Source organism: Eximiradius sp. (assembly GCA_937127445.1).
GTDB lineage: Bacteria > Bacteroidota > Ignavibacteria > Kapaibacteriales > UBA2268 > JAKIZO01.
Genome location: CAKZLY010000015.1, coordinates 120,783 through 146,341, shown reverse-complemented (window position 1 = coordinate 146,341; position 25,559 = coordinate 120,783). Strand labels below are relative to the sequence as shown.

Here is a 25,559-nt window from a genome sequence, read left to right as displayed (position 1 = left end):
TCTCGATAAAAATCATCAAAATATTAAAAAACATTAATAAAACTTTGTAAGTCTTTGAAAATATTGGGTGTATTGAGAATAGAGAATTATCGATAAATTTGTATCAAAAAGTTGTATAAGTAAGATATATTTTATAGTTTTGTATCATTAAAATCGTTTTTCTAAAAAACAATTAATGAGTATGGCAACAGTAAAAGAAAAAATCGAAGAGCTTAAGAAAAAAGAAGCAGAAATCCTTCTTGGTGGAGGTATCGACAAAATTGAAGCTCAACACAATGCAGGTAAATTACTTGCACGTGAAAGACTTCATCTATTATTTGATAATGGTTTTTACGATGAAATTAACAAATTTGTTGAGCATTCCGGTGATGCTTTTGGGATGGAAGGTAAAAAATTACCGGGTGATGGCGTTGTTACAGCAATGGGGGCAATTAACGGTCGCCTTGCTTATGCTTCATCCCAGGACTTTACAGTTATGGGTGGGAGTGTCGGAGGACGCCATGCCTGGAAAATTTGCGAAGTTATGCACAGGGCATTAAAAAACGGAGTTCCTTATATAGCGTTTAACGATAGTGGTGGTGCTCGAATCCAAGAACCTATTAATTCGCTTCGCGGTTACGGTGAAATTTTCTACCACAATGTTTTGCTATCGGGGGTTGTGCCTCAGATTGCAATTATAGCTGGCCCTTGTGCTGGTGGAGCTGCTTATTCCCCAGCTTTGATGGACTTTATTATTATGGTTCAAGGTATTGGAAAATTGTTTATTGCCGGTCCTAATGTTGTAAAAGAGGCTACTGGTGTTGCAATCTCTGCCGAAGAACTTGGCGGAGCGATGGCGCAAGCAAGCCATAGTGGTAATGTTCATTTTGTTGCTCAAAATGATGCTGAAGCAATTGAAATTTGCAAAAAATTGCTTTCATATATGCCTCAAAACAATACTGAAAATCCTCCTTCTTACGGCGATGGTACAATTCAGATAATAGAAGATCCTTATCTAAATGAGATTGTTCCTGATGACCATCGTGAGGCATATGATATGATGGAAATACTGCTTCGCGTTTTCGATCCGAGTAGTATTATGGAGGTGCAGGAACATTTTGCTAAAAACATGATTGTTGCCTTTGCTCGCCTTAATGGTAATGTTGTAGGTATTGTTGCTAACCAACCTAAAGAAAAATTTGGCTGTATTGATATTGATGCTTCAGATAAAGCTTCTCGCTTTATTCGTTTTTGCAATGCGTTTAATATCCCACTTATTTCTTTTGTTGATGTCCCAGGTTTCTTACCAGGTGTTGAGCAAGAATTTGGCGGAATTATCCGTCACGGCGCGAAAATGTTATTCTCTTTCTCTGCGGCTACTGTACCAAAGGTTACTATTATTGTGCGTAAAGCTTATGGAGGGGCTTATCTTGCTATGAGTGCTAAAAGCTTGGGGGCAGATCGTGTCGCTGCTTGGCCCACTGCTGAAATTGCTGTTATGGGTGCAGAAGGTGCCGTTTCTGTTCTTTTCAAAGATGAAATAAAAAATGCACCTGACCCAAAAGTTAAACGCAGAGAACTTATCGAAGAATACAGAATTCAATTTGCTTCACCCTACCCAGCTGCTGAAGCTGGTTTGGTCGATGCTGTTATTGAACCTATAAAAACAAGACAATATCTCTCTATTGCTCTCGAATCTTTGAAGAACAAGAGAGATTTACGTCCACAAAAGAAACACGGACTTATTCCTTTATAATAGGAGTTATTATGCTCGATAAATTAATTGAACAAGCCGCATTAGTGCTTGTTATTGTTCCACAAAACCCGAATAGCAAAGAAGTTATTGCAGCACTGACTTCATCACTTAATTCTGCAAACCAGGAGAATAATGCTGAAAATGTGCAATCTAATGCAATTGACAAAGAAACTGTTGCTGCTATTACTGCTGCTGCAAGTTTTGTTCTCGGTCGTGCTTTTCATATACGTAAAATAAAATTTGTTCACGACCAGGCTGATACCTCTTGGTCTCGTATTGGGAAATTGAAATTATTTAGTTCACAAGAATAAAAGGTTTTTTATGAAAAAATTAAGAATAACTGTAAATGGAAAAGAATACGAGGTAGAAGTTGAAGTATTAGAAGATACCGATTCTTCATCTGTACCTCAACTTCCTTTTGTGCCTCCTGTCGCACAGGTTACTCCTATGACACCGCCACCTACTGCTTTTGCATCAGAACCACGCCAGAAAGGTGCTTTCAAAGCTTCCACTTCCGCTTCTGATGCTAATTCGCTTACTTCTCCTATGAATGGTGTCGTTATCGAAGTGCCTGTCAAACCTGGTGATTCGGTCAAAGAAGGACAAGTTGTCGTTGTTCTCGAAGCTATGAAAATGAAAACTAATATTTCTTCTTCTCGCGATGGCGTTATTGCCGATATTAAAGTTAAAGTTAATGATTCTGTTGAATCGGGACAAATTCTTCTTACTTATAAATAATATTTATCTTCTAACAAAAACAAAGAGGCTGTCTCTCTAAGACAGCCTCTATTATTATTGGCAATTTTCTGTAAATATCTGTTCTACTTTTTGCAATGTCTCCTCTAAAATATCATTTACTACGATATAATCAAACTCCTTGCTCATAGATATTTCCATTTCTGCTCGTGCAAGTCTGTTTTTCAACTGTTCTTCTGATTCTGTACCGCGTTTCCTCAATCTTTCAATTAAAACATCTCGCGATGGTGGTGTTAAAAAAATTAATAGTGTATTGTCTGGGTAATGCTTTTTCAAAGACAAAGCACCTTTTACGTCAATATCAAACAGCATGATTTTATTATTGTCTAATGCTTTCTGAACTTCGCTTTTCAGTGTGCCATAATAATTGCCGAAAAGTTCCTCCCATTCGATTAGCTGATTTTGTGAAATCAATTCTTGAAATTTATCTTTTGAAAGGAAATAATAGTCTTTTCCGTCTATCTCATTAGGACGTTTTGGACGTGTAGTTGCAGAAATAGAAAAAATCACATTAGGAAATTTGCTTAATATGTATCTTGTCACTACTGATTTTCCCCCACCACTTGGTGCAGAAATTACAATTAATTGTTTTTTGCTCATATTTTCCATTTTTATTACCTAATAAAAAAAGACAGGCGGAAACCCTGTCTTATTGTGATAATCTTGTGATTGCTAATTGTTACTTAATACTTTTGTTACAAGTTCAGCTGCTTCTTTCAAATCCGAAGCTACTTCAAATTGTAATCCTGAATTCAATAAAATTTGCTTTCCTTCTTCTGCATTTGTTCCGTCTAATCGCACTATTACAGGTAAATTTACTTGAACTGTTTTCAATGCTTCTACTATTCCGTTCGCAACTTTATCGCAACGAACAATTCCACCAAAAATATTTATTAACACTGCTCGAACATTTGGATCGCTCATCATTATTCTAAATGCATTCGATATCCTTTCTACGTTTGCACCACCACCGACATCGAGAAAATTAGCCGGTGACCCCCCCGAAAGCTTTATCATATCCATTGTCGCCATTGCAAGCCCAGCTCCGTTCACCATACAGCCAACATTTCCATCTAATTTTATATAATTTAAATCATATTTCGAGGCCTCTACTTCTAATGGGTCCTCTTCACTTATATCGCGTAATGATAAATAGTCTGGATGTCTGAATAAAGCATTATCGTCAAAAGTAATTTTTGCATCGAGTAAAACAAAACTATTATCGCTTGTCAAAACAAGTGGATTTATTTCAAGCAAACTGCAATCAAGCTCATCATACGCAAGAACTAATTTATGAATAAATTCTACAAAATTTTTGAATGCTCTATCTTTTAAACCTAACCCAAATGCAAGACGTCGTGCTTGATAATCCTGAAATCCAATTTTAGGGTCAATAATCTCTTTCAAAATTAATTCTGGTGTCTCTTCTGCAACTTTTTCGATTTCCATTCCTCCCTGGGTAGATGCCATTATTGTATTTTTCCCAAGTTGGCGATCCAATACTATCCCTACATAAAATTCACGTGAAATATTGCATCCCTCTTCAATTAGTATTCTATTAACAACCTTGCCTTCTGAACCTGTTTGTAAAGTTACAAGTTTATTCCCCAAAATTTCTTTAGATATTCTATATGCTTTATCAGCTAATTGCCCGTTCTTGATAATTGTAACTCCGTGTAGCTGCTTTTCTTCGAAAATTACAGGTTCATTTGTATCTATTTTATAAATAATGCCCTTGCCTCTTCCTCCCGCGTGTATTTGTGCTTTTAATGCAATTACACTTGCTCCTTGCGATTCAAACAAGTCCCACGTCAATTTGCCAGCTTCTTCTGCTGAATAAGCAACTACACTTCTTAAGATTGGAAGATCGTATTTTCTCAGTAACTCTTTTGCTTGATACTCGTGAATTTTCATAAAATAACCTTTATATTATTTGTTTTGCATCGTATTTCAAATTTTATTAATCGAATATATATTTTTTTTATTTTGATAAGTTTAAAGTTTAGTAGAATTATTTTCTCAAATCTTGAAAAATCATTATTTTAATAAATTATTTAGTTAATATTCATTAAGCGATTTGGTTATTAATCCAAAATACTTTTTGGAAGAAAGAATTAAGTTGGTTGAATCTCTTCGTCGTAAAGGTATTAAAGATGAACGAGTTTTAACTACTATTGAGAAAGTACCGCGCGAAATTTTTGTGTCCGACGACCAAAAAGAAAAAGCATACATTGATAATGCACTTCCTATTGAATGTGGACAAAGCATCTCTCAACCTTATACAGTTGCTTATATGACAGAACTTCTTGATACTTTCGAAGGATGCAAAGTCTTGGAAATTGGTACTGGCAGCGGGTATCAATGTGCAATACTCTCTGTCCTTGGTTGTGAAATCTATTCTATTGAACGTATTGAATTTTTGCATAATAAAGTCAAAAAAATTTTTGCTAGTTTTAATATTAAAGCAAACTTGTTTTTAGGCGATGGTTCGAAAGGTTTACCTGAATTTGCCCCTTTCGATAGAATCATTGTTACCGCTGCTGCACCAGATATCCCTTCTTCTTTAATCAGCCAACTAAAAATTGGTGGAAAGATTGTAATCCCTGTGGGTTCCCGAAATGAACAAATAATGACGCTTGTTATTCGTTCTTCTTCCAATAAATACGAAATTATCAGAAAAGATTCTTTTAGATTTGTTCCACTTATCGGTGAAGAAGGTTGGAGTAATGAATAAAATTGATTCGTTTGTGTTAACAGGTCCTACTGCATCTGGAAAAACAGAATTAGCTCTTGCTCTAAGTGATTACTTGCCCATAGAAATTATTTCAGCTGATTCTCGCCAAATTTATAGATTTATGGATATTGGCACTGCAAAACCAACTAAAGATGAACTCAGTCGAGTTCCTCACCATTTTATTGACATTAAAAATCCTGATGAATACTATTCTGCTGGTGTGTTTGAAAAAGATGCTGATAATACCATTCAAGAAATTATTTCTCGCGGTAAAATCCCTGTTGTTGTTGGTGGTTCTGGGTTATACATAAAGGCGCTTTGCGAAGGATTTTTTCAAGATGAAAATTCTTCAAGTGAACTTCTTGCAATCAGAGAGCAACTCGAACAAGAATTAGCTGAAAAAGGGCGTTTAGCACTCTATCAAGAACTATCAGCTGTTGACCCAATTTCTGCTCAAAAATACTCAGATATGAACCCTCGCCGTGTTATTCGTGCCCTATCTTATTATCGTCTCACAGGCATTCCTTTTTCAGTATCTCACAGTTCTCAACTTATTGAAAAAAACTATAATTGTTATTATTTCGCAATAGATATTCCTCGAAAACTACTTTACGATAAAATTAATCTCAGAACTGTAAATATGTGGAACAACGGACTTCTTAAAGAAACTATAAAACTACTCGAAATGGGGTACACTGAAAACTTAAATGCACTTAATACTGTCGGGTACAAAGAAACTATTCTATTCATTAAAGGTAATTTAAGCAAAAAAAATACAATCTCTAGAATTCAACAAAACACTCGTCATTATGCTAAGCGGCAACTTACTTGGTTCAAAAATCAATGTCCTGAAATAAAATGGTTAAATCAAAATTTAACAGAAAATGTAAAATTTCTTGTTGATTTTATTAAGAAAAAATCTGTATTTTAATATTCATTTAACTTTTTTAGTTACAAGTATTTGATGAATATGCTTGATTTATATAAATCAGTATCGTTTAAAATTAGTGAAATTATTACAAAACAATATAGTACATCATTCTCTCTTGCCACGAGTTTTTTAGAGAAAGAAAAACGAGATGCAATATTTGCTATTTATGGATTTGTTCGTCTTGCTGATGAAATTGTAGATACATTTCATAATTTTGATAAAGAGTATTTGCTAAACGATTTAGAAAAAGATCTACAATATGCACTTAAGAATGGGATGAGCTCTAACCCTGTGCTTTTTGCATTTGCTGAAACTGTAAAAAAGTATAATATTTCTTACGATCTTATTGATGCATTTCTCTCAAGTATGAAAAGCGATATTACTAAAAGTATTTATTTTTCCGAAGAAGAAATTCGAAATTATATTTATGGTTCTGCCGATGTCGTAGGGCTTATGTGCTTAAAAGTGTTTGTTGATGGCGACGAAAACAAATATCGAGAGCTTTACCATCCAGCAATGAAATTAGGCTCTGCATTCCAAAAAGTTAATTTCTTGCGTGATTTAAACTTCGATAGTAATAAACTCAACAGAATATATTTTCCGGAGCTAATTGACCAGGAATTCACTGATGAAGTAAAAAAGCAAATTATCTCTGATATTATTAAAAACGATTTCTCGGAAGCAGTCAAAGGCATAAAAAAACTGGAAGGAAGAGCCCGCTTCGCGGTTTTAGTGGCGTATTATTACTATCGTTCTCTCACTCATCGTATTGATAAACTCTCAGCAAACGAAGTATTGCAACAAAGAGTAAGCGTTCCTAATTTTATCAAAATATTGCTTACAATTAAATCCTTCTTAGTTTACAAGCTGAGATTATTATGATTTTGAAAATAAGCGAATTCGAAGCAAAAAAACTAATAATTTTAATATACATTATAGGTTCTCTGGGTTTTTCCATTCATTTTTCTCGTCAATTTTTTCAATATTTAACACCATTCACTCTGATTTTTACAACTTTCCTTATTTTTAAGTTCCATCAAGAAATTATCAAAGCAAAAGAGATTACTGCTTTTGCATTTGTATATTTGTTTTCTTATTTCATAGAAGTAACAGGTGTTCAAACTGGAATTATTTTCGGCAAATACTACTATGGTATTGGACTTGGCCCGAAACTATTCGATACACCCTTAATGATTGGTGTTAACTGGCTTTTTCTTTCTTATATTACTGCCTCGATTGCTGAGCGTTTGATTAATGCTAATTGGTTGATTAAAGTTGTTTTTGCCTCTTTTTTGATGGTATTGTATGATTTTTTTGTAGAACTTGTTGCCGATTTTTTAGGAATGTGGTACTGGCAAAATAATACTATTCCAATTCAAAATTATGTTGTGTGGTTTTCGATCGCTCTACTCATTCAATATATTTTCCATTTTTCTAAAATTAAGTTCAACAACCCATTGTCTTCTGTTGTGTATTTATCTCAATTGTCATTTTTAATAATTGTCTTTTTTGTGAAAATTTTTATATATGATTGAAGCAAAGCATAATTACTTATATTACCTATTCTTTAAATTTTATACTATTTTCAAGATTAATCGAAATTTTGAAAAAGTAACTCTGCAGGGCACTTTCAATGATAGAAAAAAGCCAATTCTGATATTAGCAAATCACCAAAGCTGGTGGGATGGATTTTGGCTCAACTACTTTAACGAAAAAATTACACACAGAAAGTTGTACTTTATGATGTTAGAAGAGCAACTTCTAAAACACAGATTCTTTAATAATATTGGGGGATTCTCTATTAAGAAAAACTCAAAAGATGCAGTCCGTTCTCTCAATTACACCATAAAACTTCTCGAAAATCCTAAAAATGCTGTTTTTCTTTTTCCACAGGGCGAAATTCAAAGTGTTCACACAAATTATATTCATTTTGAGAAGGGAATTAGCAGAATAATAAATAAATGCAACGACATTCAAGTTTTGTTTGTATGTAACTTTATCGAATATTTCTCAAATCCTAAGCTATCTCTATTTATTTATTATAAAGAGTGGAAGCCTGGTAATATTCAATCACTTGAAAGTGATTTTAATGACTTTTATGAGTTATGTAAGGTTTCATCGCGCCAATGATAGAATTTATAATATATTTTATTATCGGGTTTTTATTGCTCCAGTTATTGGTTGCATTTAGTAATTTACTTTTTCGTAATAAGTTGCCTCGAAAGAATTTCACATTCGAACAAGAACCTCTTGTGTCGATCTTAATCCCTGCAAGAAACGAAGAAAATAATTTACCCGCTCTTGTCAACAGTATTTTATCCCAAAACTACAAAGATATTGAAATAATTATTTATAACGACGATTCAACTGATAATACACTTAAAATTGCAGAAGAATTTTCCAGAAAATACAGTTTTATCAAAGTTATTAATGGTAACTCTCTTCCTAGCGGCTGGTATGGGAAGACCTATGCCTGCTGGAATTTAGGCAAACACGCAAACGGTGATTTTTTTCTTTATTTAGATGCAGATGTTCGGATTTCTGGAAAGATCATCCGTCGTTCTATTTCCTATATGCAAAGAAAAAAACTTGGCCTAATCAGTATTTTCCCGAAACAAATTATGATGACGTTTGGAGAAAAATTGGTTGTTCCAATAATGAATATTATTTTGCTTTCATTACTACCATTGATTACGGTCCGTTCCCGTTTTTTCCCATCTCTTTCTGCTGCAAATGGCCAATTTATGATGTATAATCGCGATATTTATGATAAATTTCGACCATACCAGTATTTCAAATCAAATAAGGCAGAGGACATTGCTATTGCTTATTATTTAAAGCAACAAAAAGTGCCAATCGCTTGTTTGCTAGGAGACAATGAAATCACTTGTCGTATGTATTCTTCCTTTTTTGATGCAATTGAGGGATTTGCAAAAAACATCATCTCATTTTTCAGAAATTCTGCTCTATTATCTTTGTTTTATGTTGTTATCAATACCTTTGCACTTCCTTTTTTGTTATGTTATTCAAATGTTCAGTATTTTTACGCTGCTTTTATTATCCAATTACTTACATTGCTTATTATTTTCGTACTCAGCAATCAATCATTTATTTTTAACATACTTACTCAACCTATTCGTCAAATTGTTTTAATTTATTTAATTTTCAAATCATTAATTGCAAGGAAGAAAAAAGGATACTTATGGAAAGGTCGTTATGTAAAATAATTTTTTTTGTTTTGTTTCCAATGCTTGCTGTTTCTCAAAGTAATGAAAAAATATTATTTTATTTTATTTCTGATAAAATGAACGAATGGAAGAATTTTATCGACAATAATGAAATTCTGTATCAAAGTACTCCTGAATTAAAACTTGAGTTTATTAATTATCAATATGGATATATTGCTTGGTGTGTCGGTAAGAAAAAATATAATGAAGCAAGAAAATATATCGAAAAAGCCGAAAATACTCTTACAGAATTAGAAAAAATCAAATTTTCTCTATCAACAGTTTATGCTTACAGAGCTGCTTTCATTGGATTCAAAGTTGCGATGTCTCCACTGAAAGCTCCATTTTTAGGGCCCAAGAGTGTGAATAATGTTGAAAATGCTCTTAAATTATCTCAAGATAATTGGTTTGCTCATTTACAAATGGGTAATATAAAATTTTATACTCCTTCTATTGTCGGTGGTTCTAAAACTGATGCTCTGAATTCTTATTTGCGCGCAAAAAGATTACTTGAAGATAATAATACTTATAAATCTAATTGGAATTATTTAAATCTTCTTGTCAGTATTGCTAATACGTATATCGAACTCGATAATTTAGATTTAGCAAAAAAATACTATGACTCTGCTTTATCACTTTTTCCGAATTTCCACTGGGTAAAGAACGAACTTTACCCAGAATTGAATAAAAAAATCTGGAGCAAAAATGCAAAATAAATCTGTTCTGGTTGTCGGTGCTGGCATTTCTGGACTTGCTGCCGCACTACGCCTTGCAACAAATGGCTTTCAAGTTACAATTGTCGAAAAAGCCGCTACTGCTGGTGGAAGGCTAAACAAACTCTCATTCGACGGCTTTTCTTTCGATACAGGTCCGAGTTTTTTTAGCATGTCCTACGAATTTGAACAATTTGCAAAAGATTGTAAAATCAACCTTCCTTTCAAATACTATCCGCTCGACCCACTTTATGTAGTCAATTTGAGCAATAATCCTAAATATTTTCATCTCTTCAAAAACGAAGCAAAACTTGCCGAACAGTTTAAAGATATTGAACCAGAATTTGAACAAAAATTCAATAAATATCTATCTAAAGCAGGCGATATGTTTCACGATACTATCAATATTGTTATAAAATCAAACTTCGATAGTTATCTACATTATTGCCGGAATTTAATGAAAGTCAATCCAAGCCATTTGCCAGTTCTTATGAGAAATTTTTATAATCAAGTTTCCCGATACTTTGACTCTGATACTGTTAAACAAATTATCTCACTTGTTGCTTTCTTCCTTGGAAGAACACCATTTGATACTATGGGAATTTACACCTTGCTTTCTTACACAGAGTTTAAGCACGATGGCTACCATAATGTAATAGGTGGAATGTATAAAATCGTCGAAGGTATCCTCGAAGAATTAAAAAAGCACAATGTAAAAATTTATTTTAATACAGAAATAGTTGATTTTCAATCAAATGGATCTAAATTATCAGCATTTATTGACAACAATGGCAATAGTTGGTCAGCTGATATATATCTAATCAACTCTGATGCTGCTTATTTTCGTGGTAAAGTTCTTAAAAGAAAAGATTTTTCTCAATCTCAACTAGACAAAATGCAGTGGACTATGGGATACCTTACAATATACCTTGGACTAAACATAAAACTAAATAATGTTGCCCACCACAACTACTTTTTAGGTGAAAACTATACTGATTACGCTAAAAATGTTTATCGCAATCCTGATACATTAGAAAAACCTTATTATTACGTGAATGTTATTTCAAAACATAATTCTGAACTTGCTCCTGTTGGCTGCGAGAGTGTTTTTATCGTTTGTCCAGTCCCAGATTTACGCTACAAGAACAATTGGGACGGTGCAGATGTGATAGTCAATAGCATAATACAGGATTTTTCAAAAAGAATAGGCATTAATATTAATAATCATATTATTGCTAAAAGATTTTTTACTCCAATTGATTGGCAAAATAAATTTAATCTCTATCGTGGTAGTGGGCTCGGACTTGCTCATAATATGTGGCAAATTGGTGCTTTCCGACCGAAAAATTATGATGAAGTTTTCGAAAATGTTTTTTATGCCGGTGCCTCTACTCATCCTGGTGCTGGGCTCCCAATGGGTATAATTAGCTCTAAACTTGCTTTCGAAAGAATTGTGCATTATGCTCAAAAATAAAAATTTATTATCATAATTACCGTCTATTTAATACTATTTAATTGTATTTTTGGATAAAAAATTGAAAAAACTATACATTGAAACATACGGCTGCCAGATGAATTTTAACGACACTGAAATTGTTGCTTCGATAATGAAGAATTCAGGTTGGGAGATTGTCCCTACACCAGAGGAAGCAACCGCCGTTTTGCTGAATACTTGTTCTGTCCGTGAAAACGCGGAGAGCAGGGTGATTAGGCGCTTGAAGCAATATAACCACAAATTTAAGAAACTTAATAAACGCTATATCATCGGTATTATCGGTTGTATGGCAGAACGTTTCAATCAACATTTAGTTGATTTAGAAAACTCCGTTAATGTTGTTATCGGTCCCGACGAATATCGTCGTATGCCTGTATTGCTCGACCAAGCTTTATCAGGCAACAAAGCTGTGGCTGTTGAACTTAGCACAGTTGAAACTTACGACGATATTATTCCACTTCGCACCGAGGGTATTTCAGCTTGGCTTTCTATTATGCGCGGATGCAACAATTTTTGTTCGTATTGCGTTGTACCATATACCCGCGGTCGAGAACGTTCCCGTCCGATGCTCTCCTTAATTGATGAAATCCAACAGCTCTTTCAGAAAGGCTTTCGTGAAGTTACTTTGCTCGGTCAAAACGTAAATAGCTACAAAGATGAATCAACTGGCGCAACTTTCGATGTATTAATTAGCAAAATTGCCGAAATAAGCCCTTTGCTTCGTGTTCGTTTTACCACATCTCACCCTCATGATATGAGCGATAAGTTAATCCAAACTATTGCTGATTATCCAAATATTTGTAAACATATTCATCTACCTGTTCAATCTGGTTCCAATCGCATTTTAAAAAAAATGAACCGCCGCTATACAGTCGAACATTATTTATCCATTATTGATAAAATAAAGTCAGATATTCCAGATACTGCTATTACAACCGATATTATTGCTGGCTATCCCTCTGAAACTGAGGAAGACCATCAACAGACACTTAATCTATTGAGACAAGTCCGCTTCTCTGGTGCTTTTATGTTCAAATATTCTCCTCGCGAAGGTACTCGTGCCTTCGAAGAACAAGATGATGTTCCCGAAGAAACCAAAATTCGCCGTTTGAACGAAATCATTCACTTGCAGAATGCTATTTCAAAAGAATTAAACCAACTCGAAAAAGGTCGAGTTTTGGAAGTGCTTGTCGAAGCGCCAAGCAAAAAGAATCCACAAGAATGGATGGGACGTTCCTCTTCTAACAAAGTTGTGATTTTCCCTAATCCCGATGGAATCTATAAAATCGGTGATTATGTTAATGTTTTGGTTAAAAAATCAACATCAGCAACTTTATTTGGTGAAGTCTTTGGAAAAAATATATAGGGCTAGCTATGAAAAAATTATTATTAGTTGTCTTTTTGTTAATTTCTTCTGCTTATATCTTCTGTGCACAGGATAGTGAAATCACTGCTGGACTGAATGCTTTGCGTAGCGGTGATTATTCCGCTGCTTTAAATCTATATAACAAGTTTCTTGCCAACAATCAAAAATACGCACCTGCTTTCTATGGTCGTGCACTAGCCAGCTACAAATTAAAAAATTATAGCAAATCTCTTGAAGATTGCAAAAAAGCAATCTCTTTGGATAACAAATATGCTGATGCTATTTTCCTTGCTGGACTAAATTCAATTGAGTTAAACGATTACAAAAATGCTATTAAATATTTTACCGATGCTTTATCAATTCTTCCAAACAACACAAAATTTCTTTATTCTCGTGCAAATGCTTACTACTTTTTACAAATGGACAATGAAGCAATTGAAGATTATTCACGCGTGATCGACTTAGAACCTTCTTTTGGGCTTGCTTACTATGGTAGAGGAATCGCATATTATATGGCTAATAAATTCCCACTTGCAAAAATAGACCTTGAAAATTATATTTCTTTAAATGCTAATAAAGATAATCTTCAAGATGAAGCACTACGAATTCTTAAAATTATTGATCGAGCTGATAAATGAGTCAATTCGTCCAAAATATGTTTGCTTCTATTTCAAAAAAGTATGATTTATTAAACGATATTCTTTCTTTCGGTATTCATAAAAAGTGGAGACGAAAATCAGTTCTTTTAGCTTCGCCCGACAATAGTTCAAAAGTGCTTGATATTGCTTGTGGTACTGGGGATTTTGCCTTTGAATTCGAACGTTTTACACCAAATATTATCGGTATTGATTTTTGCAGAGAAATGCTCGAAATTGCCCGTCAAAAAGCAAGCAAACGAAATAGTTCTGTCCAGTTTATTCAAGGTGATGCTCTAAATTTACCTTTTGAAGATGCTACTTTCGACATCGTTTCAATTGGTTTTGGTATAAGAAATGTTGATAATGTTAATAAATCTCTTTCTGAAATGCACCGTGTTCTTAAGCCAGGTGGTAAAGCCGTTATTTTGGAGTTCGGACAACCCAAAAATTCATTCTTTAGATTTATTTATAATATTTATTCTAAATACATTATGCCATTTATCGGAAAAATTTTTGCCCGCTCAAAAGAAGCCTATACCTATTTACCTAAAACTGCTGCCAAATTCCCTTGCAGGAATGATTTTTTTAATATAGCTCGAAACTCTGCTGATTTTGTAAAAATGAATTATTACAGCCTGACATTTGGTATAGCGTATATATATATATTAGAAAAATAATATGAAAACGATTTTAGTTATAGATGATGATAAGCTCATCTTAAGAAATGTAAAAGATGTTCTTATCGCTACAGGTTTTAATGTAATTACAGCTACTGATGGCAAAACCGGACTCAAAATGGCATTAGAATCTAAGCCAGATTTAATTGTCTGTGATTTAATGATGCCGGAACTCAATGGTTTTGAATTGATTAAAAATCTTAGAAGTTCAATTAGTACAATTAGCATTCCAATCATCGTAGTTTCAACTTTAGAAAACAAGAAACAAATACAGGAAAGCATCAATATTGGAGCAGATGATTTCCTCTCAAAGCCATTTACTCCCGAAGCACTATGGATTAAAATTGATAATCTACTCAAAAAAACTAAAGATATCAAATATATTTCCGAAAATTCAATAAAACAGTTAAGCCTTAATCTTGCAAGTTCATTGCCGCACGAACTTCGCACCCCTCTGAATGGAATTATTGGCTCAGCTGATTATTTGGTGAAATTTGGCAACACACTCTCTCAACAGGAACTGAATGAATTCTACAAAGTTTTGTATCAAGCAGCCAATAGATTAAATGAACTGATTATTCGATACTTACTTTTTGTCGATACTGAAATAATTCTTGCTGATGTTGATAAGCTTGTTACCGCTCGAAATGCTGTTTCTTTTCTTCCAAAAAATAGAATTGAAAATTTAATACACGGTTTTATTAATACAAAAGGGAAAAAGCATAATATTTCTTATAATTTCGAAAATAGCAATATTAAAATTTACGAAGAACATTTGAACTTTATTATTAAAGAATTGCTTGAAAATGCTGTTAAATTCTCCAACGAACAAACTAATAATATTAATATTTCTGGATTAGTTATTGGAAATGAATATATAATCGAATGTATTGACAACGGAAGAGGGCTTAGCAACCCTGAAATTATGCAATTAAGTGCTATGAAACAATTTAAACGAGATTTCTACGAACAGCAAGGATTAGGACTCGGACTTGCTATTATTCAGCGCTTAGTTAAAATTTATGAAGGCACTTTTAATATTGAAAGCGAATTAAATAAATATACAAAAATCAATATTAAACTAAAATGTATCAATTAATTTTTGATTTATATGAAACCTTCAATTATTGAGATTAATAATCAAGTAGAAGAAATTTACCAACAAGTGGTAGATTTTCGCCGAAAAATTCACCAAAATCCTGAATTGTCAAATAAGGAATTTGCTACTACTGAATTTATTATTAGTATTTTAAAAGAAAATAACATTGAATATAAGCGAATTACAGAAACGGGTGTTGTCGGGGTTATCGGTTATGGCAAAAATTGCCTTGCCTTGCGTGCAGATATTGATGCGCTCCCTATCAAAGAAGAAACAGACGTGCCTTTCGCTTCTCAAAATCACGGTATAATGCATGCTTGTGGTCATGACCTTCACACTGCTATGCTTCTTGGCTCAGCAATTATTTTAAAAAAATTTGAAAACCATCTCAATGGGACCATCAAACTTATTTTTCAGCCTTCCGAGGAATCAATTCCCGGTGGTGCTTTGAAAATGATTAAAGCAGGTGTTCTCGATAATCCTCGCCCAAAATTTATTTTAGGGCAACATATATACCCTGAATTAAATACAGGCGAGATTGCCGTCTCGGCTGGTCCGGTTATGGCTGCCGCCGATGAACTATATTGGAATTTGTATGGGAAAGGTTCTCACGCAGCTCAGCCTCATATGGGCAACGACCCACTTGTTGTTGCTGCTCATTTAATCATTCATTTGCAAACTATGCTCAACAAAAACAAAAATCCTTTTTCTCCCGCTGTTCTTTCTGTTACATCTGTCATTGGTGGCAAAGCCACAAACGTATTCCCAGATTTTGTTTCTATGCAAGGCACATTACGCACTTTTGATGCAGAATTACGTTCAAAACTCCATAAATTAATTGAACATAATTCGCGTCAATTATCTTCACTATTCGATGTTAAATGTAATGTAGAAATCCGAAAAGGTTTTCCCGCCTTAATTAATGATGCAGAATTAGCAGAAAAATTTAAAACAATTACTGTTTCTTTGCTTGGCAATGATAAAGTACATAATTTTGAACCAAAAATGTGGGCTGAAGACTTTGCATATTTTGCGCGTGAAGTCCCTTCAGTTTTCTGGCTCCTTGGGGTGAAAAATGCTTTGGATAACGAAATTATCCCATTGCATAACTCAAAGCTTAATCCTGATGAACTTGCAATGAAAACAGGTGTACTTACAATGGTTAATGCTGCCATTGAATTGTTATAATATTGGACTGCTTTGATAAATTTAATTTTTGTTTTATGTTTTTTTTATATATTGCAATAGTATTTTTCAATTGGTAGCATCGTATGAATAAAAACCAAGAGTTTATTGTAACTGCAAGAAAATGGCGACCACTTACTTTCAATAATGTCGTTGGGCAGGAGCATATCACAACAACTTTGAAAAATGCCATTAAAACTGGTAGAATTCATCACGCTTATCTTTTTTGCGGGCCACGCGGAGTAGGGAAGACCACCACCGCACGAATATTAGCCCGTGCTGTCAATTGTTCGCAACTGGTTGATTCCGAACCTTGTAATCAGTGCACTAATTGCGAAGCAGCATTGAACAATCGTTCTATTGATATCATTGAAATTGACGGAGCTTCTAACAATAGTGTTGACGATGTACGAACACTTCGTGAAAATGCCAAGTATCCACCGTCGCAGGGCAAATTTAAAATGTACATTATCGACGAAGTTCATATGCTATCTACTTCTGCTTTCAACGCACTTCTTAAAATATTGGAGGAGCCTCCATCTCATTTACTCTTCGTATTTGCCACAACCGAAGCTCATAAAGTTCCTGCTACCATCATTAGTCGCTGTCAGCGTTTCGACTTCCGCCGTATGGAAATTCCCGATATTGTATATCAACTTCGAAACATTGCCAAAAAAGAAGAAATAAATATAGATGAAGAATCACTGTTTACTATTGCAAAAAAAGCCGATGGCTCTATGCGTGATTCCCAGAGTATTTTCGACCAAGTAATTGCCCTTTGTGGTAAAAATGTTAGTTACAGTGAAATGGCTAAATCACTTCATTTGCTTGATGAAGATTTTTTCTTTCAATTATCAGAATCAATCTCAAACAAAGATTCCGCCAAAGTTTTTGAACTGTCTCAAATTGTTATTTCACAAGGTTATGAAATTCAAGAAGTTCTAAGCGGATTGCTCGAACATTTTCGCAATATCTTAACTGTTATTATTACAAAAAATACCAAACTGCTAAATACAAGCAAAGAATTTGAAAAGAAATATCTCGAAGTATCAAAAAAAATCTCTAAATCTGATATTTTGCGTTACATCCATATTATTAATAATACAGAACAAGCTATTAAATACTTGCCTCAACCTCGTGTCCGATTTGAACTTGCACTCATTAATATGGCTGAAATGGATAAAGCAATAGAATTAAAATCACTAATCGAGGAAATAAGACAAATTAAATCAGGTAATTATGTAATTTATACAACAAATGAGAGCTCTGTGTCAGTTGAAAAGATCAAATCTTCAATAAATAAACCAGAAACTCATAATATTGCAACAGAAAAAATATCTGTTCAACAATTTTTAGCAAATAATAATTCCATAATCCAAGAAATCGCAAAACGTAATCCTATATTTGCTGAATTAATAAATTGCGATATTGAATTGAATAATAATATTCTATCGATTAAACACGAAAACAAAATTATTTACCAAACATTAAAACGAAACTTAACCGAACTACAAAAATACTTATCCGAATTTGTATTGATTGACGACATTGTGCTTGAAGTGTTTCAAAAACATAATAATGACAAAATTAACACGGAAGCGCAAGAAAAATCGTCCCTCAATAACGAAATAACGGATGATAAAGAAAAGCATCCCATTGAAAAAAAAATTATTGATTTATTTGGTGCAGTTGAAATTAAATAGGAGTATCTATGTTAAAAATTAATGATAAATCACCCGATTTTAGCGGATATACTGCTAATGGCGAAATTATTAGTAGTAATGATTTCGCTGGGAAATGGCTTGTTGTGTATTTCTATCCAAAAGATAATACTTCTGGTTGCACTAAAGAAGCTTGTTCTTTCCGTGATGGTATGGAAGAAATTACCAAACTTGGCGCTGTCGTCATTGGCATCAGCCCTGATAGCCCATTATCTCACAAAAAATTTATTGAAAAATTTAATTTGAATTTTTATTTAATTAGCGACGAAAGTAAAGAAATTTGTCAAAAATTTTATACTATAGGCGAAAAATCTATGTATGGTAAAAAGTATATTGGCGTCATTCGCTCAACTTTTATTATTTCGCCTGACGGCATTATTAAGTATGCTAACTATAAAGTTAAACCTGAAAACCATGCCCAGCAAATTATTGAAGAACTAAAAAAACTACAAAATGATTGATACTCATTGTCATATAGATACAGAAAGATTTGACAAAGACCGAGATGATGTTATAAATCAAGCAATTAACGATGGTGTCGAATATCTTATCGTTCCAGCCATCGAACCTAAAACTTTTGCTTCGTTGCTGAAAATTGTTTCCAGCTACGATTGCCTTTTCAACGGCATTGGTGTGCATCCACATAATTCTTTTGAAGTCAATAAGAAAGTTTTAAACGAAATAGAAAGTATTGCTCAAGAAAATAATAAGACTGTTGCAATCGGAGAAATTGGCTTAGATTACTATTACGACTTTTCTCCCACTGATATTCAGAAAAAATGCTTTGCCGACCAAATTGCTATCGCAAAAAACTTACAGCTGCCAATAATTATTCATAACCGTGAAAGCGACGAAGACTTGATGCAAATTCTGGAACAAAATCAAGATGGTAATTTGCGTGGTATTCTTCATTGTTTTTCAGGCGATATAGAAATGATGCGGCAAGCCGTTGATTTAGGTTTTTTCATATCTTTTACTGGAAATATTACATTTAAAAATGCTACTCAACTAACAAATGTTGTGCGTCAAACACCTATCGAAAACTTGCTTCTGGAAACAGATGCTCCGTGGATGGCTCCAATTCCACATCGTGGCAAGCGTAACGAACCAAAGTTTCTCAAATTAATTGCTCAGAAAATATCTGAAATAAAGTCTATCCCAATAAATGAGGTTATTTCGATGACTACTAAAAATGCAAAAAAGCTTTTTAATTTATCAATATTATTGATTTCCCTGTTATTTTTCTCAACAACCGCTTTCGCTCAATCGAGAGCAACAGTTTATGATGATGATTTCGAAGATGCTTCACCAAAAGAAGATATTTACGATTTATATCCCCGTACTTTTGGTTTTGGTCCTATGCTCGGCACTAATACAATTGTTGAAACTTATGATGATGGGCAAGATATTTCTTATGATGGTTTAGTTTCATATGGGTTTATTACAAGTTACAGAGTGCTTAAATATTTAACAGTTGCTGCTTCTTATCATTATTCTAAAAGTATTGAATATGTCGAAAAATACAAAGTTGACCCTAATCATCATCACGCTATTGAATTCTCTTCTTTTATCTCTCCTAATCCTTATGGACGTGTCAATTTTTACGGTATCCTTGGATTATCCTACTTGATTAATAAATATGGTCGTAGAATTTATTCCGATGAATTTCCATTCGGACGTAAAGAATATGAAAATGATAATAAATTAGCTGCAAATACAGGATTAGGGTTCAATGTTAATATTGACTTAAATAATGCAGGCATATTATGTTTTATGCTCGAATGGAAACTAAATTTTGCTTTGCAAAAAACTAATCTGGAATTCGACCCAAGAAAAAACCCACAAGATCCAAATCATATTAGAAAAACCGATATTTCAACATTTTATTCAATTCCACGCCTATCTATTCTTTGGTATCCTAAATTTTGATAATTGAGTTAAATAAATCTATGTTAAAAATTAAAATAATGTTGCTATTTGTAGCAACATTATTTTTTATATAAACTAATATACCGATGTATCACTTGTTACTTCTGAGGTATTTTCCCCAGTGCTAATCTCACTTTTCCATTAGAACTTTTCAATAAACTTTCTGCTTCCTCATATGATATATTACCTAATATCATAAGCAAAGAGTGTTTGATACTCCAATTGGTAGATATTAAATATTTCTCGGCAATATTATATTCAACCCCTGTCAATTTCATTACAATCCTTTTTGCTCTTTCCTGCAACTTAATATTCGTTGGCTTCAAATCTATCATAATATTCCCGTATGTTTTGCCAATATGTACCATGCTTGCTGTTGTAAGTATATTTAATATCATCTTCTGGGCTGTGCCACTTTTCATACGTGTTGAGCCAGCAATTACTTCCGGACCAACTGGCACACAAATCATAATATCAGTAATCGTTCCATTGTCAATTGCAGTTTCTTTGCTTACTGTTGAAATTAATATTGTTTTGCAACCAATTTCTTTTGCTTTTTTCAGTGCCCCGATAACATAAGGTGTCCTTCCTGATGCTGCAATCCCGCATACTACATCTTTTTCGCAAACATTATATTTTTCGACATCAGTTGCACCATTTTCTGGTTTGTCTTCTGCACCTTCCTGTGCAACAAAAACTGCTTCTTTGCCACCCGCAATTACCCCAACCACCATTTCTGACGAAGTCCCAAATGTAGGTGGGCATTCAGCAGCATCAAGTATTCCAAGTCTGCCACTTGTTCCGGCACCAAAATATAATAATCTTCCACCTACTTCAAAAGCGTTTTTAATCGTTTCAACTGCTAATGCGATTTCAGGGATAATCTTTTCTATTTCGAACGCAACTTTTTTGTCTTCGTTATTAATTAATCTTATTGTTTCTTCAATTGAGGTTATATCAATATCCAATGTGTTTGGATTTATCTGTTCTGTCTCAAGTGCAGATAGTTTTTTAAATAGTTCCTGCCTTTCCAATGGACTTCCCTTTTTTAGTGAGAATTCTCAAAATTGATACCAAAATTAACAAAAAAATACTTTTCTTATGAAATTCTATGAAAAATAAATAAATTTGTTTTTTATAATTGTAGGTATGGCTTATTTAAAATTACTAAATATTGAAAAAGTATATCCAAACGGGACCAAAGCAGTTGAAAATATCTCTTTCGAAGTCTCCGAAGGTGAATTTGTTGTTCTGGTAGGCCCATCAGGTTGTGGCAAAACAACTATTTTGAGAATGATTGCTGGCTTGGAAGACGTCTCTCAAGGTGAAATATATCTCGACAATAAAATTATCAATGATTTGTCTCCTAAGGATAGAAACATTGGAATGGTTTTCCAGAATTATGCCCTTTATCCACATCTAACTGTTTTTGAGAACTTAGCTTTTCCGTTGCAAATTCAAAAATTCAAAAAAAATCAAATAAAATCTAATGTTGAAAAAATAGCTGAGCTCCTTAAAATTAATGATTGCCTCGATAAAAAACCTAAGGAACTTTCCGGCGGACAACGCCAAAGAGTTGCTCTCGGTCGTGCATTAATTCGCCAACCTCGAATTCTACTCTTCGACGAACCCTTATCTAATTTAGATGCCAAGTTGCGTGTTGAAATGAGAACAGAAATAACAAAGTTGCACCGCACGTTGAATGCAATTTCTATCTATGTTACTCACGACCAAATCGAAGCAATGACAATGGCAACCAAAATTATCATCCTTAATAATGGCAAAATTCAACAAATTGGCACTCCTGATGAAATCTACAATTTACCTAAAAATAAATTTGTTGCAAGTTTCGTAGGTTCTACCCCAATTAATTTTTTCGACTGCCAACTTCTTGAATATAACAATTTTCGAGCATCTTTTGCTCTTGCTAATGGCGATATTATTAATATTCTTGCAAAACACGAACTTCCAGAAAGGTTTACTCTTGCTATTAGACCTGAAAATTTGTTTATCTTGAAAACTCAAAATATAAATTCAATAAAGGGCAAAGTTGTTAATATTGAAAATTTAGGTTACGAAAAAAATATATATTTTGAATATGGGAAATTGCTTTATTCTTGCAAAACTAATATTGAAAATTCGATTAATATCAATGATGAAATTTATTTTTCTCTTCTCGAAGATAAACTTCTTTTTTATAATGAGCAAGGCGAACTAATTTACTGATACTATGAATAGACTAACCAAAATATTTAAAAAAATCTTACTTATGTTCGCAATTTTCTACACTTCACTGACAATTTCCAACCAATTGTTAATAACTTACGGTCTTCTGTCAAAGTTCTTTATGGGACATCTGGCATTTGGAGTTTTGCTATCACTGTTTTTAAGCTTCATTTATGTTTTGTTAAATGTGAATAATCAAGATTGAAAAACAAATTAACATATTGCTTCTTGTTCATTCTTTTACTTCTTAACTCCTGTGCGAATGTGCAAGCACCTTCGGGGGGACCTCCTGATGTTACCCCGCCTGCAATATCCAATACATATCCTAAACAAGGAACAATTAATTTCGATGGTAAAAAAGTTGAATTGCATTTCACTAAATATATGAACAAAAACTCTGTTCTTGAAAATTTATATATTCAACCTCTTACTAATGCCGAATTTGGTTGGTCGGGCAGAAAACTTTCTATTGAATTTAAAGAGAATCTTAAACCTAGGACAACTTATCTCATTAATTTAGGCACCGATTACACTGATTTCAAAAATATAAAACCTAGCGAAGCATTTTCTTTGATTTTTTCGACTGGCGAAATTATTGATACTGGTAGAATCAACGGGCTTGTCGTCGACAAAAATCCACAGGGTATTTTCATTTTTGCTTATGATATAACAAACATTGATATCGATACTTTCCAATTACTAAATGCTTTGCCTAAATATCGCGTTCAGGTTGGTGTATCAGGCAACTTCACTCTTCAAGGTTTGGCTGACGGCAAATATAGATTAATTGCCGTTAAAGACCAATTCAAGGACCTAATATTGAATGAAAACCAGGACTTTTTCTCAACCGTTTATCAGGATTTCTCTGTGATAAACGGTAAATCTGATGATGCTCTTTTTAGATTTGGGAAAATTATTGATTTTTCTCCTCCCAAACTATTTTCTGCTGAATTTGAAAGCAATCAAAAACTTAAACTGTTTTTTAGCGAGAATATACTAATACGTAATTTAAATTCTTCTTCTATTTCAATTCTCGATTCATTAAGCAATCAATCCTACAAAATCAGAAATTTTTATATAGATAATCAAGATCAGAATATTCTCATTCTAATTTTAGATGAAAAAATCGAGGCTCAAAAAGTTCTACATATTTCAATTCCCGATAGCAATGCTGTTATTTCTGATACAATGGGTAATATCTTCAACGAATTCGGTAAAACTGTAAAAGCAAAATCCATTACAGATGAAGATGTATCTGAATTCCGTTTTCTTTCTACGTCAATTAAAGATAGTTCAATAAACATACCGTTAGACAGACAAATTTCATTTACTTTCACTGAGCCAATTGATAGTGTAATAGACGAATTTATTGAATTTTATCAATTCTCAGATAGTTCATCTATTGCTTTCTCAACGCATGTTATCAATTCTACGAAATTATTGCTAAATGCTCCATTAAATTTTAATTCTTCCTATTTTATTAAAATACTGCCACAAGCGATTATTCCACAATTCGGAATAAACAAGTTTCAGGATACAATTCCACTGTTCTTTAAGACAGAAGACAATAGAAATTATGGAACAGTGAGTGGAACATTGATAGACTCTTCGGGCACTGAGTTGCAAAAAGGCGTTGTCTTAGAAGGTATCAATGATAATAGATTTTATCAAGCAATAGTAAATCACAATGGCAAGTGGCTGATCGAAAATATTCGAAGCGGTGATTACAGAATTTGGGTATACGAGGATAGAAATGGCAATAATAAATATGATTATGGAAATGTGTTACCCTTCGAATTCTCTGAAAAGTTTTATCTTACAGGTCTTACAGTTTCTGTAAAAAGCCGCTGGGAAACCGAAGGCATTACTCTTCATATAGGGAAATAATATGAAAGTTGATAATTTAATATCAATGCGCTATATTTTCCCAAAACATTCATTCAATTTTATATCTTATATAACATTTCTTTCTATTCTTGGAATTATCATTGGTAATGCCTCGCTCATTGCCGTTCAGTCCATTTTTAATGGATTTCAGGAATTAACTATCAAACAAATCGTTGGTATCGACCCACATATCAGATTAGTCCCTCAAAAAGGTTATTACATTAACTTAAACACAATAAACATTAAGCAAATCAAAGGAATTGAGCAGATAAACTTCATAAATCCAACTTTACAAAGTAAAGTTGTTGCTGTGCATAATTCTAAAATGCAGGTGTTCAACCTTATTGGATTAGAACCAAATAGCCATTTGTTTAATAATGAATTACCAAAATATGTTATTTCAGGTAGTTTAGGAATTTTCAATCAATTGAGCGAGCAAACCATATTTATCGGTTCTGCTCTTGCTGAACGGTTACAAGTATCTGCCGGTGAAAGCATAGAACTCTTCACTCCCAATAGTATCGAAGGTAGTTTGTTGGCATTTTCACAGCCCAAAGGCTATACCGTAACAGTTGGTGCTATTTTCAATACTAATATCAAAGATTATGATTTAACGCTTGCATTTATAAATTCCAATGATTTAAATAATTTACTCCCCATTCCTTCCAATTCAGTTAATTCAATTGATGTTTTTCTGGATGATTTTCGGAAATCCGATGAAATAAAAGCAAAGTTATCAAGTATAGTCTCACCAGATGTCAAAATTCTAACTTGGAAAGATTTAAATAGCCAACTATATTCGATTATGAAATTTGAAAAACTAGTTTCTTTTGCAATTGTTGGAATTATTATTATCATTGCTATTTTTAATCTGTTTGCATCTCTTTCTATGACAATTACCGAAAAGCAACAGGATATTGCAACTCTAAAAGCTTTCGGAGCAAATGATAAACTGATAAAAAAGATTTTTTTGAAGGTTGGATTATTTATTGGCGTTATTTCTACCTGCTTAGGATTATTGCTTGGGATAGGTTTTGTTTTTGCACAATCTAATTACAAATGGTTCAAAATCGATATTAACCGCTATATTATTGATGCAATACCTGTGAGCTTGAATGTATTTGATGTGATTATTGTTGCGGTTTTCTCGATTTTTTTATGCTTTTTAGCAACTATTTATCCTGCAAAACAGGCAATTAAAATCAATATTGCAGAAGAATTACGGAATGATTAATAAATT

General features: G+C 33.3%; 25 protein-coding genes. 22 read left to right on the top strand and 3 right to left on the bottom strand.

Annotated elements, in window-relative coordinates:
• Positions 1–181 precede the first annotated feature (181 nt).
• Genes AC6QZF_RS04810 through AC6QZF_RS04800 form a run of 3 tightly spaced genes read left to right on the top strand, consistent with a single transcriptional unit; the run spans position 182 to position 2,473 of the window.
• Positions 182–1,735, top strand: coding sequence for an acyl-CoA carboxylase subunit beta (locus AC6QZF_RS04810; protein ID WP_499798744.1), 1,554 nt, complete (start codon positions 182–184; stop codon positions 1,733–1,735).
• A gap of 11 nt (positions 1,736–1,746) precedes the next feature.
• Positions 1,747–2,046, top strand: a complete 300-nt coding sequence (locus AC6QZF_RS04805; RefSeq protein ID WP_499798743.1) for a hypothetical protein — start codon at positions 1,747–1,749, stop codon at positions 2,044–2,046.
• A 10-nt stretch (positions 2,047–2,056) separates the two neighbouring features.
• Positions 2,057–2,473, top strand: a complete 417-nt coding sequence (locus tag AC6QZF_RS04800) for an acyl-CoA carboxylase biotin carboxyl carrier protein subunit (protein WP_499798742.1) — start codon at positions 2,057–2,059, stop codon at positions 2,471–2,473.
• Between the two features lie 54 nt (positions 2,474–2,527).
• Here AC6QZF_RS04800 and gmk read toward each other — a convergent pair whose 3' ends face one another.
• Positions 2,528–3,100: a guanylate kinase gene (gene gmk / locus AC6QZF_RS04795; RefSeq protein ID WP_499798741.1), complete on the bottom strand. Its 573-nt coding sequence runs from the start codon at positions 3,098–3,100 to the stop codon at positions 2,528–2,530.
• Between the two features lie 63 nt (positions 3,101–3,163).
• Positions 3,164–4,405 carry an ADP-forming succinate--CoA ligase subunit beta gene (gene sucC, locus AC6QZF_RS04790; RefSeq protein WP_499798740.1) on the bottom strand — a complete coding sequence of 414 codons (1,242 nt, stop codon included), beginning with the start codon at positions 4,403–4,405 and terminating at the stop codon, positions 3,164–3,166.
• Positions 4,406–4,568: 163 nt separating this feature from the next.
• Here sucC and AC6QZF_RS04785 point away from each other — a divergent pair, with 163 nt between their 5' ends.
• From AC6QZF_RS04785 to AC6QZF_RS04710, 16 genes are all read left to right on the top strand, one after another.
• Positions 4,569–5,225: a protein-L-isoaspartate(D-aspartate) O-methyltransferase gene (locus tag AC6QZF_RS04785; RefSeq protein ID WP_499798739.1), complete on the top strand. Its 657-nt coding sequence runs from the start codon at positions 4,569–4,571 to the stop codon at positions 5,223–5,225.
• Positions 5,218–6,156 carry a tRNA (adenosine(37)-N6)-dimethylallyltransferase MiaA gene (miaA, locus tag AC6QZF_RS04780; RefSeq protein WP_499798738.1) on the top strand — a complete coding sequence of 313 codons (939 nt, stop codon included), beginning with the start codon at positions 5,218–5,220 and terminating at the stop codon, positions 6,154–6,156. The genes AC6QZF_RS04785 and miaA overlap by 8 nt, the downstream gene beginning before the upstream one ends.
• Before the next feature lie 39 nt (positions 6,157–6,195).
• Positions 6,196–7,038 (top strand): phytoene/squalene synthase family protein, encoded by an 843-nt coding sequence (locus AC6QZF_RS04775; protein WP_499798737.1) that lies wholly within the window; start codon positions 6,196–6,198, stop codon positions 7,036–7,038.
• Positions 7,035–7,691, top strand: a complete 657-nt coding sequence (locus AC6QZF_RS04770; RefSeq protein ID WP_499798736.1) for a carotenoid biosynthesis protein — start codon at positions 7,035–7,037, stop codon at positions 7,689–7,691. Before AC6QZF_RS04775 ends, AC6QZF_RS04770 begins: the two co-directional genes overlap by 4 nt.
• Entirely contained in the window at positions 7,684–8,286 is a 603-nt protein-coding gene (locus AC6QZF_RS04765) for a lysophospholipid acyltransferase family protein (protein WP_499798735.1), read from the top strand. Before AC6QZF_RS04770 ends, AC6QZF_RS04765 begins: the two co-directional genes overlap by 8 nt.
• On the top strand, positions 8,283–9,383 hold the full coding sequence (locus AC6QZF_RS04760; RefSeq protein ID WP_499798734.1) for a glycosyltransferase family 2 protein: 1,101 nt from the start codon (positions 8,283–8,285) through the stop codon (positions 9,381–9,383). Before AC6QZF_RS04765 ends, AC6QZF_RS04760 begins: the two co-directional genes overlap by 4 nt.
• Positions 9,359–10,099, top strand: a complete 741-nt coding sequence (locus AC6QZF_RS04755; RefSeq protein ID WP_499798733.1) for a hypothetical protein — start codon at positions 9,359–9,361, stop codon at positions 10,097–10,099. Before AC6QZF_RS04760 ends, AC6QZF_RS04755 begins: the two co-directional genes overlap by 25 nt.
• On the top strand, positions 10,089–11,570 hold the full coding sequence (locus tag AC6QZF_RS04750) for a phytoene desaturase family protein (RefSeq protein ID WP_499798732.1): 1,482 nt from the start codon (positions 10,089–10,091) through the stop codon (positions 11,568–11,570). Before AC6QZF_RS04755 ends, AC6QZF_RS04750 begins: the two co-directional genes overlap by 11 nt.
• Before the next feature lie 61 nt (positions 11,571–11,631).
• A complete protein-coding gene (gene miaB, locus AC6QZF_RS04745; protein WP_499798731.1) occupies positions 11,632–12,957 on the top strand; it encodes a tRNA (N6-isopentenyl adenosine(37)-C2)-methylthiotransferase MiaB in 1,326 nt (441 codons plus the stop codon).
• An 8-nt stretch (positions 12,958–12,965) separates the two neighbouring features.
• Positions 12,966–13,595, top strand: coding sequence for a tetratricopeptide repeat protein (locus AC6QZF_RS04740; RefSeq protein ID WP_499798730.1), 630 nt, complete (start codon positions 12,966–12,968; stop codon positions 13,593–13,595).
• Positions 13,592–14,272 carry a bifunctional demethylmenaquinone methyltransferase/2-methoxy-6-polyprenyl-1,4-benzoquinol methylase UbiE gene (gene ubiE, locus AC6QZF_RS04735; protein ID WP_499798729.1) on the top strand — a complete coding sequence of 227 codons (681 nt, stop codon included), beginning with the start codon at positions 13,592–13,594 and terminating at the stop codon, positions 14,270–14,272. Before AC6QZF_RS04740 ends, ubiE begins: the two co-directional genes overlap by 4 nt.
• Before the next feature lies 1 nt (position 14,273).
• Positions 14,274–15,371, top strand: coding sequence for a hybrid sensor histidine kinase/response regulator (locus AC6QZF_RS04730; RefSeq protein WP_499798728.1), 1,098 nt, complete (start codon positions 14,274–14,276; stop codon positions 15,369–15,371).
• Positions 15,372–15,383: 12 nt separating this feature from the next.
• Entirely contained in the window at positions 15,384–16,559 is a 1,176-nt protein-coding gene (locus AC6QZF_RS04725; protein ID WP_499798727.1) for a M20 metallopeptidase family protein, read from the top strand.
• An 83-nt stretch (positions 16,560–16,642) separates the two neighbouring features.
• Positions 16,643–18,259 carry a DNA polymerase III subunit gamma/tau gene (dnaX, locus tag AC6QZF_RS04720; protein ID WP_499798726.1) on the top strand — a complete coding sequence of 539 codons (1,617 nt, stop codon included), beginning with the start codon at positions 16,643–16,645 and terminating at the stop codon, positions 18,257–18,259.
• 8 nt (positions 18,260–18,267) lie between these two features.
• Positions 18,268–18,738, top strand: a complete 471-nt coding sequence (gene bcp / locus AC6QZF_RS04715; RefSeq protein ID WP_499798725.1) for a thioredoxin-dependent thiol peroxidase — start codon at positions 18,268–18,270, stop codon at positions 18,736–18,738.
• Positions 18,731–20,206, top strand: a complete 1,476-nt coding sequence (locus AC6QZF_RS04710; RefSeq protein WP_499798724.1) for a TatD family hydrolase — start codon at positions 18,731–18,733, stop codon at positions 20,204–20,206. Before bcp ends, AC6QZF_RS04710 begins: the two co-directional genes overlap by 8 nt.
• A 98-nt stretch (positions 20,207–20,304) precedes the next feature.
• Here AC6QZF_RS04710 and murQ read toward each other — a convergent pair whose 3' ends face one another.
• Positions 20,305–21,240, bottom strand: a complete 936-nt coding sequence (murQ, locus tag AC6QZF_RS04705) for an N-acetylmuramic acid 6-phosphate etherase (protein WP_499798723.1) — start codon at positions 21,238–21,240, stop codon at positions 20,305–20,307.
• Between the two features lie 115 nt (positions 21,241–21,355).
• On the opposite strand from murQ, the gene AC6QZF_RS04700 reads away from it, so the two are divergent.
• From AC6QZF_RS04700 to AC6QZF_RS04690, 3 genes are all read left to right on the top strand, one after another.
• Entirely contained in the window at positions 21,356–22,432 is a 1,077-nt protein-coding gene (locus AC6QZF_RS04700) for an ABC transporter ATP-binding protein (protein WP_499798722.1), read from the top strand.
• A 264-nt stretch (positions 22,433–22,696) separates the two neighbouring features.
• On the top strand, positions 22,697–24,319 hold the full coding sequence (locus AC6QZF_RS04695) for an Ig-like domain-containing domain (RefSeq protein WP_499798721.1): 1,623 nt from the start codon (positions 22,697–22,699) through the stop codon (positions 24,317–24,319).
• A gap of 1 nt (position 24,320) precedes the next feature.
• Positions 24,321–25,553, top strand: coding sequence for an ABC transporter permease (locus AC6QZF_RS04690; RefSeq protein WP_499798720.1), 1,233 nt, complete (start codon positions 24,321–24,323; stop codon positions 25,551–25,553).
• The last annotated feature ends 6 nt before the right edge of the window (positions 25,554–25,559 follow it).